Raw genomic sequence first — 16,587 nt, forward strand, 5'->3', positions numbered from 1 at the left:
GGGTTAGACCCCTTTGAAGGCAGCCATCAATTGACGCCATTCATCCTCACGGTTCTCAAAATCTGCTTTTGGGAAACGGCGTTCAGCCCAGTGCATTAATGCAGGACGGCTTAGGAAAGTATGGCATTCTTCGCCCCACTCTTCCGAAATTTCTCGCAGTACGAGATATTTGCCTTGAACTTCTACGGTCATCATATTCCACTTGTCTGTTTTGTATATTTCATGTTTTTTTATCATAGGTAGTCTCCAAACTAACGGTTTTGGTAAAATGATACCGTACCCTACGATTCAAAGCAAATTTTTTCGACATTTATGGAAAGATAAATTGCAAAATGGAAGCCCATACAGTATAATAAGGGTATTCGCCATAGATGGCGATATTTTTAGGAGGTTTTTCATTTGAAAGGTACAGTTAAATGGTTTAACGCAGAAAAAGGCTATGGCTTTATTTCAGTTGAAGGCGGCGAGGACGTATTCGTACATTTCTCCGCAATCCAAGGAGATGGCTTCAAAACATTGGAAGAAGGTCAAGCGGTAGAATTCGAAATCACTGATGGAAACCGTGGTCCTCAAGCAGCTAACGTAAACAAACTGTAAGAATTTTTCCGGTCAACGGACTTCTTATATATGATAAATTTATAGCTGAATATTAAGAATCCAAGCACAGTCCCCTAAGGGAGGCTGTGCTTTTTTTGATTCTAAATTTCCGGTGTAAGTAACGGATGAATATGGTTCAGGTTTCCTGGGTGTTCAAGACACACGATTGGTCATGCTGGACCATAACTTCAATCCGAAACCGATCAGTGCAGCCAGGGAGAAAGCCATAGCGGTGAGATAGAAGGTCTGTCTGCCCGCATGTTCCAGCAGCAGTCCGCCCAACGTTCCACTAAGCAGTCCCGAAGCACTGGACCAGACAATGGTGAACAAAGCCATACCTGTAGCCCTGTAGCCGTCCGGAACCAGGCGAATGATATAGCGGACTGCCGTAACGTAGAAAATACCGAAGGTCACACTGTGCATCGTCTGTATCGCAACGACAGCTGCCGGTGTATCGGATATGGACATGAGAAGCAAACGAACTGTATACATCAGTGCAGCAAAAGCAATGAGCGGCAGTTCCTTATAACGGTTTCCATACTTGCTCAGCAGCAGAAATATGGGAATCTCACTCACAGAAGAGATCAGCAAAGACCAACCGATCAGCCCCTCACTGGCACCCAGCTCTTTCAGCGTGATGGTCAGAAAAGCTTCGTTCATTCGATGCCCCATGGCAAGCAAAAATACACAGCCAAAAAAGGTGAGCACCTCTCTGCGTTTCAAAATAGCCCATAGCCCCGATAGATCCATTTTGCTACTACTTCCCGAAGGTTGATCCTTCAATTGAAAACTGATTAATAGTGTAGTGGCAGCAAGACCAACGCAAACCCAGATCGTCCAGGCTGGACCAAAAGATCCAAGGAAATACCCGATACTTAATGCAAAGAAGGCATATCCGATCGATCCGAAGACTCGAATGGAAGTGAAATTTCGACCGTACTTGCTGGCCGTTGTGATCGCCATCGTATCAGAGAGTGGATAGACCGGATAATAGAAAAAGTAAAACAGAGTGACGAGTACAAATACCTGACCGAAGGTTGTTGCATTGGCGAGCATGATACCTGTGATCAATTGACCACCAAGCAGAATGATCATCACTTTGCGTACCGTTTGGTAGCGGTCGCTGGCCATGCTCCAGAACATATTGGAGAACACAGAGATGAGGGGGCCAATTCCGTAGAGATAACCAATCTCAGCCCGACTGAAGCCCAAATGACTGAAGTACAGCTGGAAGTAGGAAACCACCAGAACGGTGGAACCAAAAATGGTGAACATGAGAGCCCGCAGCCAGTTCTGATCCGGGCGGGCGTTGTGACTTAATTTCATGATGAGAGACTCCAATCCTGATAACAGTTCAATAATTTTATTACCCTTTTAGGGGTGATGATTTACCAGTAGGCGGTGCGGACATTGTAGGTTCCTGCTGCGTTCGCCGGATGACAAGCCAGACAATGATAAGTTCGGCGAGCAGGCCAAGGGATTGGGCTAAAGCGCCAATCATGCCGTTCCACGCAGGGAAAATACTAACAAGTATAAGCAGCACGATTACCGTGCAGATTGCATTCGCCGTTTGCGAACGAAACATCGTTTTTGTCTGACCGCGAAGCAAAATGATGCCATTGCTGAAATCCAGAAAAGGGAAGATCAGCGGAAATAAGACGAACGCACGCAGTGTCCACAGACTTTGTTTCAACAGTTCGCCCTGAACGCTCATGACATTTTCGAGTACCCATGGTCCCAAGGGGGTATAGGCAATCGACACCATCATCGCAAACGGAATAAATCCGGTGACAAGTGCAAATTTTCGTACCAGTTTGGCGTCTACAAGATAGAAATTCAGCACGATCTGATGAATGTATGTAAAGAAGCTTAGCATCAACTGCATCAGACTGCTTGCTATGGCAAAGGATGAAATGGCCAGTGCGATCCCGGTCGTTTTGCCAAGTACGATGTTAATGACGGGTCCTATAAACAGGGCTACAAAGCTGGATAGCAGCAGGGGCTTATAAAAGCGAAATACGTCTCCCCTGCTCTCGACGGGATGATCCTCAAGCTTGGCTGGCATCTTGCGCTTGATGCTGTTTCCCTCCAAAAAGCTGACCAGCGCTTCAATCATCATGCCCGCAGCAAAAATGATAGCGCCTACACGTCCACTGTCAATGCTGTCTGTGTAGATGAAATACAGGGATAGGCCGTACATGCCGGCTAAACGGAATATCATGCCGATGGTTAACCACTTGGTTCGGTTATTCGTAATGATAATCCCCTGATAGATGTTGCGGATTACTGAGAAGATACTCACATACATGAGAATTTCATATACGTCGATGACTTTGTTCAGCAGATCCGGACTTACACCAAACAGATATTTGAACACCCCGGTACCAACAGGAGAATATACGATGAGAAAACCAATGAGAAGCACACAGGCAAGAAATATTTTGGTCACAAACGTGAGGGCCTGAAAGGATAGGCGATCGCGAACCAGTGCGGAACAGGTTTGCCGCAGCAGGGTGGAGGGGCGTTCCGTGAGGGTTAACAAGCTGCCGGCGATGGCATAGCTGGCAATCACCGTCTCGGGATGAGCGGAACGTGCTAATGTGCTGTTTATAATGACGTGAGAAATAGTGACGAGAGAGGCGGAAATGCCAAGTGGCACAAAAAAAGAAAATAACCGTCTCCACGAAAGTGATTCACTTGACGACATGTCAACGACTCCTTTGATGGATGAAATATGCCTAGTATATCACAAAGCTTTGAGCGCGGATGCGATTTTTTGTGCTGAATATGCGGCAGATCATTTGTACAATTAAGGGGATCATATTATAATAGGAATGGTTAAAATCGCTCTAATACGTATTCAACCAAGTGGAGGCACATTTATTTTGAGCCAATCAAATCGAAAACGTCATCAATATCCGCGTGGACCGCTGGCATTGATGAGAGGGGTGTACAAATACACCATTCCGGAAACACGGAAGGCATTGAATGGATGGCGTGCTCAGGCTGAGGCAATTCCGAATGAGGAATTGCGTACGCAGGCACTTGCCAGTCTAAAGGATAAGCAGTTTCACTGTGAAGGCGGAACCGTCTACGCATTAGCTGATTTGCCCAACAGACACATTCTGATTCCGCTGATCGTTTCATATCAAACTATTAGTGATTATTTGGACAATCTGTGTGACCGCAGCACATCGATGGACCCGGATGACTTTCGTCTCCTCCATCAATCTATGCTTGATGCGGTAGATCCCGAAGCAATTCCCGTCAATTATTATGCCCTCCGTGAGGAGCAGGATGACGGTGGATATCTGCGGAATCTGGTGACCACATGTCAGGAACTGACTCGTCAGTTACCAGGCTATGCGTCCGCCAAGCCCCAAATTCAGGATCTGGCAGGCCTATACACGGACCTGCAGGTATATAAGCATATCAAGCCGGAACTGAGAGAAACGGCACTGCTCGAATGGTGGTCGGAGCATCGTCATCGCACACCTCAGTTTCGTTGGAACGAATTTGCTGCTGCGACTGGCTCTACACTGGGCGTTTTCATGCTGTTTCTGGCTGCGAGTGACGATCAGTTGACTGAAGAGCAAGCGGCCTCGATCCACACGGCCTATTTCCCACATGTATGCGCATTGCACATTATGCTCGATTATTTAATTGATCAGGATGAGGACCGCATCGGGGGAGATCTCAATTTCTGCAACTATTATGAGAATGTAGAGACCATGCTGGACAGAATTGCTTTTATTGTGGAGATGGCACGCAGCGATGTGCAGAAGATCCCGGGAAGTTCCTTTCACCGGATGATCATCGAAGGACTGATTGCCATTTACCTGTCTGATCCCAAAGTCAGCGAACAGCAGGAAGTTCGCGTCGTATCCAAACGTCTGATGAAGAATAGTCCGATGACGAGAATATTTTTCTTCATTTTCAGTCGCTGGATACGGAAAAATATGTAAGTCAGGTGTAATATTGCGGAGCCTGAAGTGAAACTAGAGGAGGAAGAAACATCATGACAGCAGTAAAGAAAATCGCAGTGTTAACGAGCGGTGGTGATTCACAGGGGATGAACGCGGCTGTTCGTGCGGTTGTTCGCAGCGGACTGTTTCACGGTCTCGAAGTATATGGAGTTCAACGTGGATACCAAGGTCTTTTGAATAATGACATCTTCCCAATGGATTTGCGGAGTGTAGGGGATATCATCCAACGTGGGGGAACGGTTCTTCAATCGGCACGTTGCAAGGAGTTCTATACCGCTGAAGGTCAGCAAAAAGGTGCGGACATTCTGCGTGCGCGTGGCATTGACGGTCTGGTTGTTATCGGTGGGGATGGTTCCTACAACGGAGCAAACAAACTGAGCAAACTGGGCATTAACACAATGGGTCTGCCAGGAACAATTGATAACGATATTTCATTCACCGACTATACGATCGGATTTGATACAGCTGTAAGCATTGTGGTTGACGCAGTAAACAAATTGCGTGATACGATGTCTTCACACGAACGTTCTTCCATCGTTGAAGTTATGGGTCGTCACTGTGGGGATATCGCGTTGCATGCCGGACTTGCTTCGGGTGCTGAAACCATTCTTGTGCCGGAAGTTCCGTTTGACATGGACGAAGTGGCAGATCGGATGAAAGCTAACTTTGCACATGGTAAACGTCACAGTATTATCATCGTTGCAGAAGGCGTGGGCAAGGGTGAGGATGTAGCGAAAGAACTGATGGAACGTTGCCCGACGTATGAGCCGCGTGTAACCGTTCTGGGTCACATTCAGCGTGGGGGTACGCCAACACCTTTCGACCGTAACCTGGCGAGCCGTCTGGGCGACTTCGCTGTTCGTAGTCTGATCGCAGGCGAGACAGACAAAGGTTGTGGCATTATCAAGGGTGAACTTACCCTGACGGATATTGATAAAGTAGTTAATACGAAAAAAGATTTCGATATGGAGACTTACGAGCTTGCACAACGTTTGTCCCAATAATTCGATTCATAAGCAAAGAGCACAATCCCGCATGAACGAGGATTGTGCTCTTTTTGTTGTTTTACGGCGTGCGTATATCAATGTTAAGCCTTGCGCAGTGCGGCTTGTTTTTGTACCCGAAAGAGTCTCCAGAGAAGCGCTGTTGCTCCTACAGCAAGGCCGGCAATAAGTCCGATCCAGTATCCGAAGGCACCGAGAGAAGTATATGTAGCCGTTAGATAACCAACAGGCAAGCCAATGATCCAATACGCTACGAACGTAATGATTAGTGCCGGATTAACATCTTTGTAGCCACGCAATGCTCCCTGGGTTGGTGTAGCAATGGCATCCGAGATCTGAAAGAAAATGGCGTAAATGAGGAAATGCTGCGTAAGTGCAATAACCTCTCGATCGTTCGAATACACGCCTGCAATCTGTTCGCCGAACACAATCAACACGATGGCTGTCAGCAGTGAGAGTCCGATGGCTCCACCAATGCCGAGCAGACTGTACTGTTTGGCATCTTTCAGACGCCCTGCACCTGCCTCAAAGCCTACAAGGATCGTAAGAGCCATACATATGCTCACAGGCAGCATGTAGAGCGTAGAAGCGAAGTTCAGAGCCGCCTGATGGGCAGCGATCGTTGTGGTGTCAAAACGGCTCATCATTAAAGTCACAGCAGCAAAGATGGACGTTTCAAAAAAAGTCGCGAATCCAATCGGAATCCCGATTTTGAGTAACTCTTTCCACTTGGCCAAGGATACACGGGTCCACTGACGGAAAATGCCGTATTGGGCGAAAGGTTCCATCCGATGGACAAAAAAGAGACTAATGAGAAAGATGAGCCAGTACGTACAAGCTGTAGCGACTCCCGCACCAACGCCGCCCAATTGTGGGAAGCCCCAGCGGCCGAATATCAGCAGATAATTTAGCAAGATATTAACAGGCAGGGAGACCAGCGTAATGAACATTGTCGTTCGCGTCTGACCTAGTGCATCCATGAAGCTGCGCAGCACGGTATATCCGAAGAGCGGGATAATGCCAAAAGCGAGTGCGCACAAAAAATAGAAGGCGACTTGGGCAACGTGGGGTTCCAAAGGCATTCCGTTCAGTATAGGGCCAAGTAACAAGGCCCCGGCTCCGATCACGACGAGACTGACAGCAATGCCAAGATACAACGCCTGTATGACGTTATATCCGATCTGATCATTACGTTTGGAACCTAACAGATGGGATACGATGGGTGTAATACCAATTAGAATCCCGCTTAGACCAGTTTGAACTGGCATCCACAGACTTGTGCCAATAGCAACACCTGCAAGGTCGGCCGGGGAAAACTTGCCTGACATATTCGTATCGAAGAACGACATGGCAGAGAGGGCGATTTGAGTGGTGAAGATGGGCAAAAATATAATCAGGAATTGCTTCACTTTTTGTGAAAAACTTGTTGTGTTCATGTTCACTGGCAGTGCCTCGCTATTCTAAAATGATGTCATCCGGGTGTCATATCTGGACAGCTATTCATTGTAGTGGATTTTGTCCGTTTTGAATAGGGACAGAAGCAGAGGAGAGGCATAATCGAAATAGATGAACATGAAAAAACCTCGTTCCGCCTGAAGCGGAGCGAGGTTGGATGAATACAAAAATATGCAAAAGTGCCGATTACTTATATTGCACACCGGATGTATAACGATTGGACGCATTCCAGAGCAGATATTCATGCACATCCATGTCTTTCATCGCTCTAATCTGGTCTTCCACTTGTTTCTTGCCATACTTGATATAATGCCCACTTCCCAGCCAGCTTGCTGTGAAGTCCTGAATCCACGGACGAATGACGGGTTTGAGCTCTTTGGTAGGGTCCAGTTTCTTGTGTGTGTCTTCCATCGAGCCTTTGATGGTGGTGTAAGGATCTTTGTCAGGGTCCTTTACCCCATACCATCCCGTTGAATAGTGACTAGGGTATACCATCGGTGAGATTACGTCCACATTTTCGGATATTTTAACAAAATCCTGTCCAATGCCTTCGGCCGCTGGTACAGAAGCGGCATAACCGAAAATGTCCACCGAGACACGAACACCTAGCGGGGCCAACTCCTTGCGTGCATATTGCACGAATTCAGCCACAACATCGACCCGTGACTTGTCGGACTTGGTATATTTCAGTACATCGGCTCGAGTTTCGAAACCTTCCGGGAAACGAACGTAGTCAAATTGAATCTCTTTGAATCCAAGTTTGGCTGCTTCCTTCGCAATCTCGATATTATAGTCCCATACTTCCTTGCTGTACGGATTCACGAAGCTGTCGCCTTTGCCATTGGCCCATACAGATCCATCCTTATTTCGGAAGGAAAGCTCTGGATTTTGCTTGGCAAGAATCGTATCTTTGAATACAACGACACGTGCGATCGGGTAGACGTCATGTTTTTGCAACCGTTTCATCAAGGCATCAATATCCCGAATAAAGGATTGGGATTTGCCCATTTTCTGTAGCGCTTTGTTTTCTGTGGGATAAGTTATGTATCCAAGATCGTCTTTGATATCAATGACCATGGCATTCAGTTCGGTACTGTCTGTCAGTTCCAGCAATTCTTTCATACGTGCGCCGCCAGCGCTGTAGGCCGTGACATAAATACCTTTGACCACAGGTGCATCAGGTTGAGGATCAATTTTAGCAGGTGGGTTATCGGCATCAATAACGACCTGATCTTTTTGAGATTGGATAATTGCGGTGTTAAAACTGTTGGTTAACGATTGGAACTGGGGATTTCCCTGATCCGCTACTGCGGGGGCACCACCAAAGCTTCCAAAGGCCATCGCCAATAAGGCCCAAAACATGTTCATTCATTTCCACTCCCTTATGTGCATTCCATGTATGAATTATACATTAAAGCCTCCGGGCTTTTAACCATATTAAGCAAGTAATGAAACACATGGAAAAAATGAAAACCGCTTCCTGCTGAGGAAATCCCCTGCAAAAAGCGGCGTGATCAATCTGAAAAAAATTATTGAATGTAAATCTCATTTTGATGCTCACAAATACTGTACTGAATGATTTCCATTGCGTCTCCCTGTTCCAGGATGCCCAGCCCATCCCGGAGGACAATCAGTGAGTCGAGTTCATTCGGTTTCAAGAAAGGGAGCATTTCCGGGCACCATCTGTTGACAATTTCAAACAGTTTTACCGTTTCCATATCCACATTAATCACCCTTTCCTACTCGAATTCCAAAATGGTAAGTCATTCGGTGCATTCGGGAAAGCATATGGCCTGTGAAATCGAAGGGTTGAACCTGCTATACAACATATTTAGGAGCCGTACACCGTTATTATACCACAATGTTGTGAATTGTTAACCGTACAGGTGTCTTAACTTCTGCGAAATGAGCCCATAACACCAACCGTTTCCACTATGTTAACAAAAGCATTTGGATCGGTATCCTTGATAATACGTTTAATTTCAACCAACTCGTAGCGGGTGGTAACGGTCATGAGCATGTCCTTTTCAATATCCGTGTATGCTCCCTGAGTCTTAATTTTGGTAACTCCACGAGGCCGAACAAGTAATTTTTTTAACATGGCTTCGGTTTCGTTGGTGATAATATACAGGGTTACTTTGACGTGACTGATATGGATCAGATCAAGCACTTTGCCTGTAATGTAAATGGATACCATGGAGGCCAAGGCTGTATTCCAATTGTCACTCAGGTACCCTGCAAGCATAATAATCGAACCGTTCATGCCGGCCATCACTGTACCAATCGGAAAGTCTCGTTTACGCGTGAAAATGGACCCAACAATGTCGAGTCCTCCTGTGGAGCCGCCGACTCGGAAGGAAACGCCAGTACCCATTCCAATAAGCACACCGCCAAATACAGAACTAAGTAAAGGGTCTGTAGCCACAGCAAAAACAGGCAGGAGCGCAATGAACCAAGAAGTGGCTGCTACCGAAAGAATACTTAATGTAATGAAGCGTCGTCCAAGAATAAACCAACCTGCAATGAGCAAGGGAATGTTAAGAACAAAATACATTATACTAAGATTCAACGTTGTAAAATAACCCAGAAGCATTGAAATACCGGACACCCCGCCGCTTAAAAGCTGATGGGGGACCAAGAACCAGTTAAAGCCGCAAGCAATCGCTGCAGCACCCAAAATGATCACTAAAGAGTGCCAAATTATTTTGGGCAATTTAATCACCTCATTTATATTTAAAACCAGATTGCTGGTAATCTTGAATTGTTTTGTGATATAATGATTTGTGGATATTCTTGAGTAGGAAACTTTTCCCAAATGGAACGATAAAATTTGAAATGTTTCAAACACATGTATGTAGTTTTAGTCTTATGTTGGGGACCCATTCATGGAATTATAATCGTTCGTGAAAATAATTTGCCCAGTTGGGATACCCTATAAATATTAACGCTACTTAAGAATACAGACAACAAAGTGGATTGTCCACCATGTCCACCATATAAAAGGAGTATGAATAATTTTGACAAATTTAAATTTCTCAGATTTCAATCTTGAACCGCTGGTGCTGCAAGCCATCACTGAGCTCGGGTTTGAAGAAGCAACACCGATTCAATCCAAAGCAATTCCTTTGGCACTCGAAGGAAGAGATTTGATTGGTCAAGCACAAACAGGTACAGGTAAAACTGCTGCATTCGGTATTCCGTTGATCAGCAAAATCACCAAAAGTGACGAAAAAATCCGCGCCCTCATTATGGCACCTACACGTGAACTTGCAATCCAAGTTGCAGAAGAGATCGAAAAACTCACTCGCTTCAAAGGTCTGCGCTCCCTGCCAATCTATGGCGGACAAGATATCGTTCGTCAGATTCGTGCACTGAAAAGAAAACCACAAATTATCATTGGTACACCTGGACGTCTCCTTGACCACATCAACCGCAAAACAATCAAACTTGATGATGTACAAACTGTTGTATTGGATGAAGCAGATGAAATGCTCGACATGGGTTTCATGGAGGATATTCAATCTATCCTGAAACAAGTACCAGACGAGCGTCAAACGATGCTGTTCTCAGCAACAATGCCTCCTAACATTCAAAAATTGGCTCAACAATTCTTGAACAACCCTGAACATGTATCTGTAATTCCTAAACAAGTAAGTGCACCATTGATCGACCAAGCTTACATTGAAGTTCCTGAGCGTCAAAAATTCGAAGCACTTAGCCGTTTGCTGGATATGGAATCTCCTGAACTGGCGATCGTATTCGGACGTACCAAACGTCGTGTTGATGAATTGGCTGAAGCTCTGCAAAAACGTGGATATTCTGCTGATGGTCTCCATGGTGACCTTTCCCAGAATCAACGTGATACAGTAATGCGTAAGTTCCGTGACGGCAGCATTGATGTACTCGTTGCAACAGACGTAGCTGCGCGTGGTCTCGATGTATCCGGCGTAACTCACGTTGTGAACTTTGACCTTCCGCAAGATCCGGAGAGCTATGTTCACCGTATCGGTCGTACAGGTCGTGCGGGTAAAGAGGGTGCTGCTTGGTCCTTCGTTACACCGCGTGAGATTGATCACTTGCACTTCATTGAGCGTGTGACACGTCACCGTATTCCACGTAAACCACTGCCAACAATGGCAGAAGCGGTTGAAGGAAAACAACGTTTGACAGCAGAGCGCTTGCTGGAAATCGTACAATCGGGCGAATTGAACGAATACAAAGGTATCGCGATTCAGATGCTTGAGCAATATGATTCTGTTCAACTGTTGTCGGCTGCTCTGAAGCTCCTGACAGGTGACAAAAAAGATGCTCAAGTTGACCTGACTCCTGAAGATCCAATCCGTGCGAAGCGTCGCAAACCGGATGTTCGCTCTGGCGGACGTAAACCATCTGGCTATAGCGGTAACCGCAGCAGTGGTAGCGGCGGCAGTGGTGGTGGCTACAACCGTGATCGCAACAGCAGTGGCGGCGGACGTGGTGGCTACAACCGTGATCGTAACAGCGGCAGCAGCACTGGTGGCGGAAGCAGAGAAGGTGGTTACAACCGTGACCGCAAACCTCGTCCAAGCTCCAACGAAGGACGTCGTCCAGCGAAAGATTCCTCTTTCGAGTAATATAAATGTGTGAACAGGAAATGGAGCAGGCAACTGCTCCATTTTTTTATTTTCAATTGGCTATTTTCTCTTTTGCTCATGATCAAAAGCAATGGTCAAAGGCAGAGCTGATCTCTTTTCGGGAAGTACTGGCTTTTCCTATCTATAATAAGGTATATTAATATTAGACTTCAGGTAATACGCAAGGCTGCGGAGGAGGAGAAATGTTTGGAATTTAAAGGAGCTATGGGTGGGATCTACCGGCTTACAGAGTGGATTACGAGACTGGCCGCAACCAATCTGTTGTGGGCTATTTGTTCGTCTCCGTTCTTGTTTTTCTTGATTATGAAACTGCTCGTTATGCAGCAGAACCTCGCCAACGAATCATTGCAAATGAACTGGGCTATAGCCATTGTGGCACCGCTTACACTGTTCCCGGCGACGTCGGCGCTGTTTACGGTTGTTCGTAAATGGAATATGGGGGATACGGATGTGCCGATCTTCCGTACGTTCTTTGTAGGTTACAAGGAAAACTACAAGCAAAGTTTAATCGGGGGCATTTTTTACACATTGTTGTTCGCGATCATGTATCTGGATTATACCGTGTACATGACGCAGTTCCGCAACATGCAGCTCGTGGGAATCATTATGCTTGTGCTGCTTCTCTTGTTATTTGTATCACTCTTTAACTTTTTCTCGATGGTTGTACATTATCACATGTCCATTGGACTCATTATCAAAAATGCAGTACTGTTAACGCTGATCAGACCATTCCGTGTATTTTCCACATTGCTGGGAAGCGGACTGCTGTTCTACATTGGTTTCCGTTATCCGGTCTTGTTCGTCTTCTTCATTATCAGCATCATTGCCTGGTTCGCGTTCTTTAACTTCTACGCAACCTTCAACAAGATGCAGGAGCAGATGGAGAAGATGCAGCTGAAGAAGGAAGAAGAGGAAGCTGCTGCGCTGGCTGAACAATCAGCAGAGAATGGTGAGACATCTGAGCCATCAGACGACAAAAACATTACATTGCAAAAATAAAACATGATGGATCGCCATTTACTTTTTACACAGTTAGGGATATAATAATTGTACATCCTGCGATGTACGTTTCGGTTATTCGTTGTTTTGAACCAATGATGATGTCTTCGGGAGATCAACACAGAATGTTGCTGAAAAGCCCTGTCTATACGACATGGGGACTTCAAAAGGCATTTTTGCGGTCACCCACCTGCCAAGCAGGTTCATAAGACAATGTAGCCGGACGGCATAGGCGGGTTCCTAAATTTTCATGTACAACACCCTGACTTTTCCTCTTCTGAAGGAATTTCAGGGTGTTTTTAAGTTGTGATGAATGGTTTTGATTGGTTTTGTGATAAATATGATGCTTACCCTTTTGTTGCTACTTGAACAATGTTACACTTAGATACATAAATGGAACGGTTACATTCAAAGGAGGAAGGGTCTTGACCTTAAAGAGAACGCTCGTCGGTATCATCCGCAGCATGGAGGGGACCAGCGATCGAGCCAAGGATCCCAAATTAAAAACACGGTATTATAACTTATCCAAAGACAGAGCCTGGGAAGAGGTCTCTTCGACACTCAAAAAGATTCCGGGTTATAAAGTGCTGCATGAAGTGCCTTCTGTTGGAGAAGTTATACTGGAGAAGCGGACTACCTTTGGACGGACGATGGATATTACAGTTTCCATTATTTCGGTAAGTCCTGTTCGTAGTGCGGTGGATATGTATTCAGCTTCACGTGGTTCACTTGGAGACTTGGGTTCGAATTATCGCACAATTATGAACTTATTCTCTGTATTGGATAAGAAGCTTAGCAAGTATAAAGCGAATGATTGAAATAGATGATAAATAACAAAAAGCGAGTGAAGGTTAACCTTCCTCGCTTTTGTTCTGAACGTGTGGTAACTTCTACAGCAATGCTTTTACAGCAGCAATGGCTTGTTCGAAGTTAGGGGAGTCTGTCATTTCAGGCAAATACTCCACATATGTAATCCGGTCTTCGGCATCCAAAACAAAAATGGAGCGCATGTCGAGTTGGAATTCTTTGATCAGAACGCCATAATCTTCACCGAAAGAACGTGTTTTGTAGTCTGACAATGTAACTACGCGGTCAACACCAGCTGCTCCACACCAACGGGCTTGAGCGAACGGAAGGTCAACGCTTACTGTCAAGACAACAACATTGTCTCCGAGATCTCCAGCTTCAACGTTGAAACGACGAGTTTGCGCATCACATACGCCAGTATCCAGGGAAGGAACAACGCTGATTAATTTGATTTTGCCTGCGAAGTCTTTCAGGGAAGCATCTTCAACCAGGTTTTTGCTCAGGGTAAAATCAGGTGCTTGATCGCCCACTTTCAGTTCGGGTCCGATCAATGTAATAGGGTTGCCTTTGAATGTGGCTGCGCCTGTACGTTCTTGTGTCATAATAATGTTCCTCCTTATAAATTGGTGATCCGTGCCAAAATCCATTATAATCTTTTATGAAAGGCATTGTCCAATTCGGACATGTACCATTACGATGGATCAGAGATGTAAGTCCGATCTGAACAGGGTGGAGTGAAAGAAGAAATTTATGATATTTATTCGCTATGAGAACTGGAAAGGTTATTTGAAGTATTTCCCTTTGACGTCGATTTTTTTAATTGCCAATGTTGTGATGTTTATTGTGTTAACTGTGAACGGTGGCTCAACGAACAATATGGTGCTGCTGAAATTCGGGGCACTTACGAATCATGAACTGTTCGCACAAGAGTGGTGGCGTTACATCACATCCATCTTCCTGCATGCGGGCTTCAGTCATTTATTGTTTAACAGCTTTGCGTTAATTGTATTTGCACCACCAATGGAACGGTTGCTCGGGTCGGTAAGGTATGGTGTATTGTACCTGGGTGGCGGTGTGTTGGGTAATATCCTTGCTGTTGCATGGTACAACTCGATTGGGAGTATCACCATCTCTGTAGGTGCTTCAGGAGCGATCTATGCCGTCTATGGTGCATTTCTGTATGTAGCGTTGTTCCAGCGAACGATGATGGACGAGGCTTCGCGCAAAACGATGTACACTTTGCTTTTGTTCGGGATCATATTCTCCTTCGCCATGTCGGGCATCAATTGGATGGCACACCTCGGAGGATTGTTGGGTGGATTCTTTATTTACGGACTGTTGATCAGGCTGTGGAAACCCCGCAGCTTAAAGCGGTAGTCAGAACGTTCTCAAGATGGAATGCAATCAAGGATAAGTAGGGTATAACAGATTGGAGCGATCAGGCGAGTGGAATTAAGACAGTTGCATTACTTTTTGAAAGTGGCACAGAAGGAACATGTAACACAGGCTGCTGAAGAGTTGCATGTGGCACAGTCGGCGGTGAGTCGTCAGATTCATCAGCTGGAAGAAGAACTGGGCGTGGACCTTTTTATGCAAAAGGGACGAAACCTGCAGTTGACTGCAGTGGGACAGCTTTTTTGCAAACGAATTGAAGGCATATTAAAAGATTTGGACAAAGCAGTGGGGGAAGTTCATGAGTTTCTGGACCCGGAGCATGGGGAGATTCGAATTGGATTTCCGCATAGCCTGGGGATTCATCTCATTCCTTCCGTTGTGGCTGCTTTTCGTCAGCGCTACCCCAACGTGAAATTCAGATTCAAGCAGGGGATGTTCCCTACACTGATTCGTGATGTGTTATCGGGAGAGGTAGACTTGGCATTCATTTCTCCTTTCCCAGAGAAGCATGATCAAGTAGATGGCGATATTGTACTCACGGAAGAATTACATGCGATCCTTCCTCCCAATCACCCGTTGGCTGGTGAAGAGACCATTGCGCTTGAACAGCTCAAGGATGATAAATTTGTATTATTTAGCAAAGGTTATTCGCTTCGTCCTATTGTGTGGCATGCCTGTCTGGAAGCTGGTTTTACACCCAAAATCGCTTTTGAGGGTGAAGAGACCGACACCATCCGTGGATTGGTCGCTGCGGGCATGGGGGTCAGTCTGCTGCCTGAGATGGCGTTATTCCAGACGAATCCGTTGCAACCGGCACACGTGGCCATCTCCCATCCAAAAGTAACACGGACCATCGGGTTAATTCACCGTGCGGATGACAAACTGCCGCTGGTTGCCCAGTCCTTTCGTTCGTTTTTACTTCATTATTTCGGTTTACAACAAAACAATACCCCATCCGATTAACGGTGGGGTATTGTTTTTTGTTTTTGTTGTATTAGGTATCCGATTAATCGCGGCTGTTGAAGATTCCGATATAACGAATCAACTCAAGCAGTGAGATCAACGCTGCAGCAACGTAAGTCAAAGCTGCGGCATTCAGAACCTTTGCAACACCTTTTTCTTCTTCGTTACGGATGTACCCTTCGGATACCATAATCTCTCTGGCGCGATTACTTGCATTGAACTCAACCGGTAAAGTGATGAGTTGGAATGCTACAGTTACGGAGAAGAAGATGATACCGATACCTACAAGGTTCATGGCATTGAAGATGAATCCTGCAATCAACAGGAATGGAGCTAATCCGGATGCAAAGTTCACAATTGGGAAGATCCGGTGACGCAGTGCCAGCATTGGATAACTTTCTTTATGCTGAATGGCGTGGCCAACTTCGTGACACGCTACCGAAACAGCTGAGATTGAGTTTTCATAATATACTGGTTCTGATAAACGTACAACCCGATTGATCGGATCATAGTGATCAGAGAGCGTACCACGTACAGGTTCAATTGGAACATCATGCAGGCCGTTAGCATCGAGCATCTGGCGAGCGGCATCGTAACCAGTCATTCCGTTCTGGTTCGGTACCTCCGACCAACGTCTAAATGTACCTTTAACGCGAAATTGCGCCCATAAAGAGAGCAAAAAGGCGATAATGATCAATACGAACATACCGTTATTAAAACTCATATTCATTCCTCCGCTTTCTAAAA

Annotated in this window: 17 protein-coding genes and 1 other RNA gene; 9 read left to right on the plus strand and 9 right to left on the minus strand. The window is 45.7% G+C overall.

What is annotated here, in order from left to right; translation table 11 throughout:
* Positions 1-3: 3 nt before the first annotated feature.
* Positions 4-237 carry a hypothetical protein gene (locus tag NKT06_RS10120; RefSeq protein WP_017689395.1) on the minus strand — a complete coding sequence of 78 codons (234 nt, stop codon included), beginning with the start codon at positions 235-237 and terminating at the stop codon, positions 4-6.
* Between the two features lie 162 nt (positions 238-399).
* Here NKT06_RS10120 and NKT06_RS10125 point away from each other — a divergent pair, with 162 nt between their 5' ends.
* Positions 400-597: a cold shock domain-containing protein gene (locus NKT06_RS10125; protein WP_017689394.1), complete on the plus strand. Its 198-nt coding sequence runs from the start codon at positions 400-402 to the stop codon at positions 595-597.
* Positions 598-750: 153 nt separating this feature from the next.
* On the opposite strand, the gene NKT06_RS10130 is transcribed toward NKT06_RS10125, so the two are convergent.
* A complete protein-coding gene (locus NKT06_RS10130; protein WP_253433319.1) occupies positions 751-1,923 on the minus strand; it encodes an MFS transporter in 1,173 nt (390 codons plus the stop codon).
* 40 nt (positions 1,924-1,963) lie between these two features.
* Positions 1,964-3,304, minus strand: coding sequence for a polysaccharide biosynthesis protein (locus tag NKT06_RS10135; RefSeq protein ID WP_253433322.1), 1,341 nt, complete (start codon positions 3,302-3,304; stop codon positions 1,964-1,966).
* Between the two features lie 178 nt (positions 3,305-3,482).
* On the opposite strand from NKT06_RS10135, the gene NKT06_RS10140 reads away from it, so the two are divergent.
* Positions 3,483-4,562: a tetraprenyl-beta-curcumene synthase family protein gene (locus tag NKT06_RS10140; RefSeq protein ID WP_175623655.1), complete on the plus strand. Its 1,080-nt coding sequence runs from the start codon at positions 3,483-3,485 to the stop codon at positions 4,560-4,562.
* A gap of 53 nt (positions 4,563-4,615) precedes the next feature.
* Positions 4,616-5,587: a 6-phosphofructokinase gene (gene pfkA / locus NKT06_RS10145; protein ID WP_253433325.1), complete on the plus strand. Its 972-nt coding sequence runs from the start codon at positions 4,616-4,618 to the stop codon at positions 5,585-5,587.
* 83 nt (positions 5,588-5,670) lie between these two features.
* Here the strand turns inward: pfkA and NKT06_RS10150 are convergent, their stop codons facing one another.
* The 4 genes from NKT06_RS10150 to NKT06_RS10165 all read right to left on the minus strand — a co-directional run bounded on the left by NKT06_RS10150 (position 5,671) and on the right by NKT06_RS10165 (position 9,755).
* On the minus strand, positions 5,671-7,023 hold the full coding sequence (locus tag NKT06_RS10150; protein WP_253442471.1) for an MATE family efflux transporter: 1,353 nt from the start codon (positions 7,021-7,023) through the stop codon (positions 5,671-5,673).
* Positions 7,024-7,228: 205 nt separating this feature from the next.
* Positions 7,229-8,410: a putative glycoside hydrolase gene (locus tag NKT06_RS10155; protein WP_253433328.1), complete on the minus strand. Its 1,182-nt coding sequence runs from the start codon at positions 8,408-8,410 to the stop codon at positions 7,229-7,231.
* Positions 8,411-8,571: 161 nt separating this feature from the next.
* Entirely contained in the window at positions 8,572-8,760 is a 189-nt protein-coding gene (locus tag NKT06_RS10160; protein WP_029880762.1) for a hypothetical protein, read from the minus strand.
* Positions 8,761-8,933: 173 nt separating this feature from the next.
* The gene (locus NKT06_RS10165) at positions 8,934-9,755 is read right to left on the minus strand and encodes a YitT family protein (RefSeq protein WP_091017520.1); all 822 of its coding nucleotides are present in this window, start codon (positions 9,753-9,755) and stop codon (positions 8,934-8,936) included.
* 304 nt (positions 9,756-10,059) lie between these two features.
* Between NKT06_RS10165 and cshA the strand changes: the two genes are divergently transcribed.
* The 4 genes from cshA (at position 10,060) to NKT06_RS10185 (ending at position 13,493) form a co-directional block, all read left to right on the plus strand.
* Positions 10,060-11,655 (plus strand): degradosome RNA helicase CshA, encoded by a 1,596-nt coding sequence (gene cshA, locus NKT06_RS10170; RefSeq protein ID WP_253433332.1) that lies wholly within the window; start codon positions 10,060-10,062, stop codon positions 11,653-11,655.
* 207 nt (positions 11,656-11,862) lie between these two features.
* Complete coding sequence (locus NKT06_RS10175) at positions 11,863-12,675, plus strand: YesL family protein (RefSeq protein ID WP_017689383.1); 813 nt, start codon at positions 11,863-11,865, stop codon at positions 12,673-12,675.
* Positions 12,676-12,726: 51 nt separating this feature from the next.
* Positions 12,727-12,918, plus strand: a non-coding RNA gene (gene ssrS, locus NKT06_RS10180) — 6S RNA.
* A 182-nt stretch (positions 12,919-13,100) separates the two neighbouring features.
* Positions 13,101-13,493, plus strand: a complete 393-nt coding sequence (locus tag NKT06_RS10185) for a DUF1499 domain-containing protein (RefSeq protein ID WP_017689382.1) — start codon at positions 13,101-13,103, stop codon at positions 13,491-13,493.
* Positions 13,494-13,565: 72 nt separating this feature from the next.
* On the opposite strand, the gene tpx is transcribed toward NKT06_RS10185, so the two are convergent.
* On the minus strand, positions 13,566-14,084 hold the full coding sequence (tpx, locus tag NKT06_RS10190; RefSeq protein WP_253433335.1) for a thiol peroxidase: 519 nt from the start codon (positions 14,082-14,084) through the stop codon (positions 13,566-13,568).
* A gap of 148 nt (positions 14,085-14,232) precedes the next feature.
* Between tpx and NKT06_RS10195 the strand changes: the two genes are divergently transcribed.
* Both NKT06_RS10195 and gltC read left to right on the plus strand, forming a co-directional pair.
* A complete protein-coding gene (locus tag NKT06_RS10195; protein ID WP_253433339.1) occupies positions 14,233-14,859 on the plus strand; it encodes a rhomboid family intramembrane serine protease in 627 nt (208 codons plus the stop codon).
* A 69-nt stretch (positions 14,860-14,928) separates the two neighbouring features.
* Complete coding sequence (gene gltC / locus NKT06_RS10200; protein ID WP_062833647.1) at positions 14,929-15,840, plus strand: glutamate biosynthesis transcriptional regulator GltC; 912 nt, start codon at positions 14,929-14,931, stop codon at positions 15,838-15,840.
* A 43-nt stretch (positions 15,841-15,883) separates the two neighbouring features.
* On the opposite strand, the gene NKT06_RS10205 is transcribed toward gltC, so the two are convergent.
* Positions 15,884-16,564, minus strand: a complete 681-nt coding sequence (locus tag NKT06_RS10205; RefSeq protein WP_036609646.1) for a zinc metallopeptidase — start codon at positions 16,562-16,564, stop codon at positions 15,884-15,886.
* Between the last annotated feature and the right edge of the window lie 23 nt (positions 16,565-16,587).

This window comes from Paenibacillus sp. 1781tsa1, from assembly GCF_024159265.1.
Lineage (GTDB): Bacteria > Bacillota > Bacilli > Paenibacillales > Paenibacillaceae > Paenibacillus.

Bases quoted from the DNA above. Each gene is read 5' to 3' on its own strand.
- NKT06_RS10120 (WP_017689395.1), bottom strand. From the start codon at position 237: ATGATAAAAAAACATGAAATATACAAAACAGACAAGTGGAATATGATG.
- NKT06_RS10130 (WP_253433319.1), bottom strand. From the start codon at position 1,923: ATGAAATTAAGTCACAACGCCCGCCCGGATCAGAACTGGCTGCGGGCT.
- NKT06_RS10135 (WP_253433322.1), bottom strand. From the start codon at position 3,304: ATGTCGTCAAGTGAATCACTTTCGTGGAGACGGTTATTTTCTTTTTTT.
- pfkA (WP_253433325.1), top strand. From the start codon at position 4,616: ATGACAGCAGTAAAGAAAATCGCAGTGTTAACGAGCGGTGGTGATTCA.
- NKT06_RS10150 (WP_253442471.1), bottom strand. From the start codon at position 7,023: ATGAACACAACAAGTTTTTCACAAAAAGTGAAGCAATTCCTGATTATA.
- NKT06_RS10155 (WP_253433328.1), bottom strand. From the start codon at position 8,410: ATGAACATGTTTTGGGCCTTATTGGCGATGGCCTTTGGAAGCTTTGGT.
- NKT06_RS10160 (WP_029880762.1), bottom strand. From the start codon at position 8,760: ATGGAAACGGTAAAACTGTTTGAAATTGTCAACAGATGGTGCCCGGAA.
- tpx (WP_253433335.1), bottom strand. From the start codon at position 14,084: ATGACACAAGAACGTACAGGCGCAGCCACATTCAAAGGCAACCCTATT.
- NKT06_RS10195 (WP_253433339.1), top strand. From the start codon at position 14,233: ATGATATTTATTCGCTATGAGAACTGGAAAGGTTATTTGAAGTATTTC.
- NKT06_RS10205 (WP_036609646.1), bottom strand. From the start codon at position 16,564: ATGAGTTTTAATAACGGTATGTTCGTATTGATCATTATCGCCTTTTTG.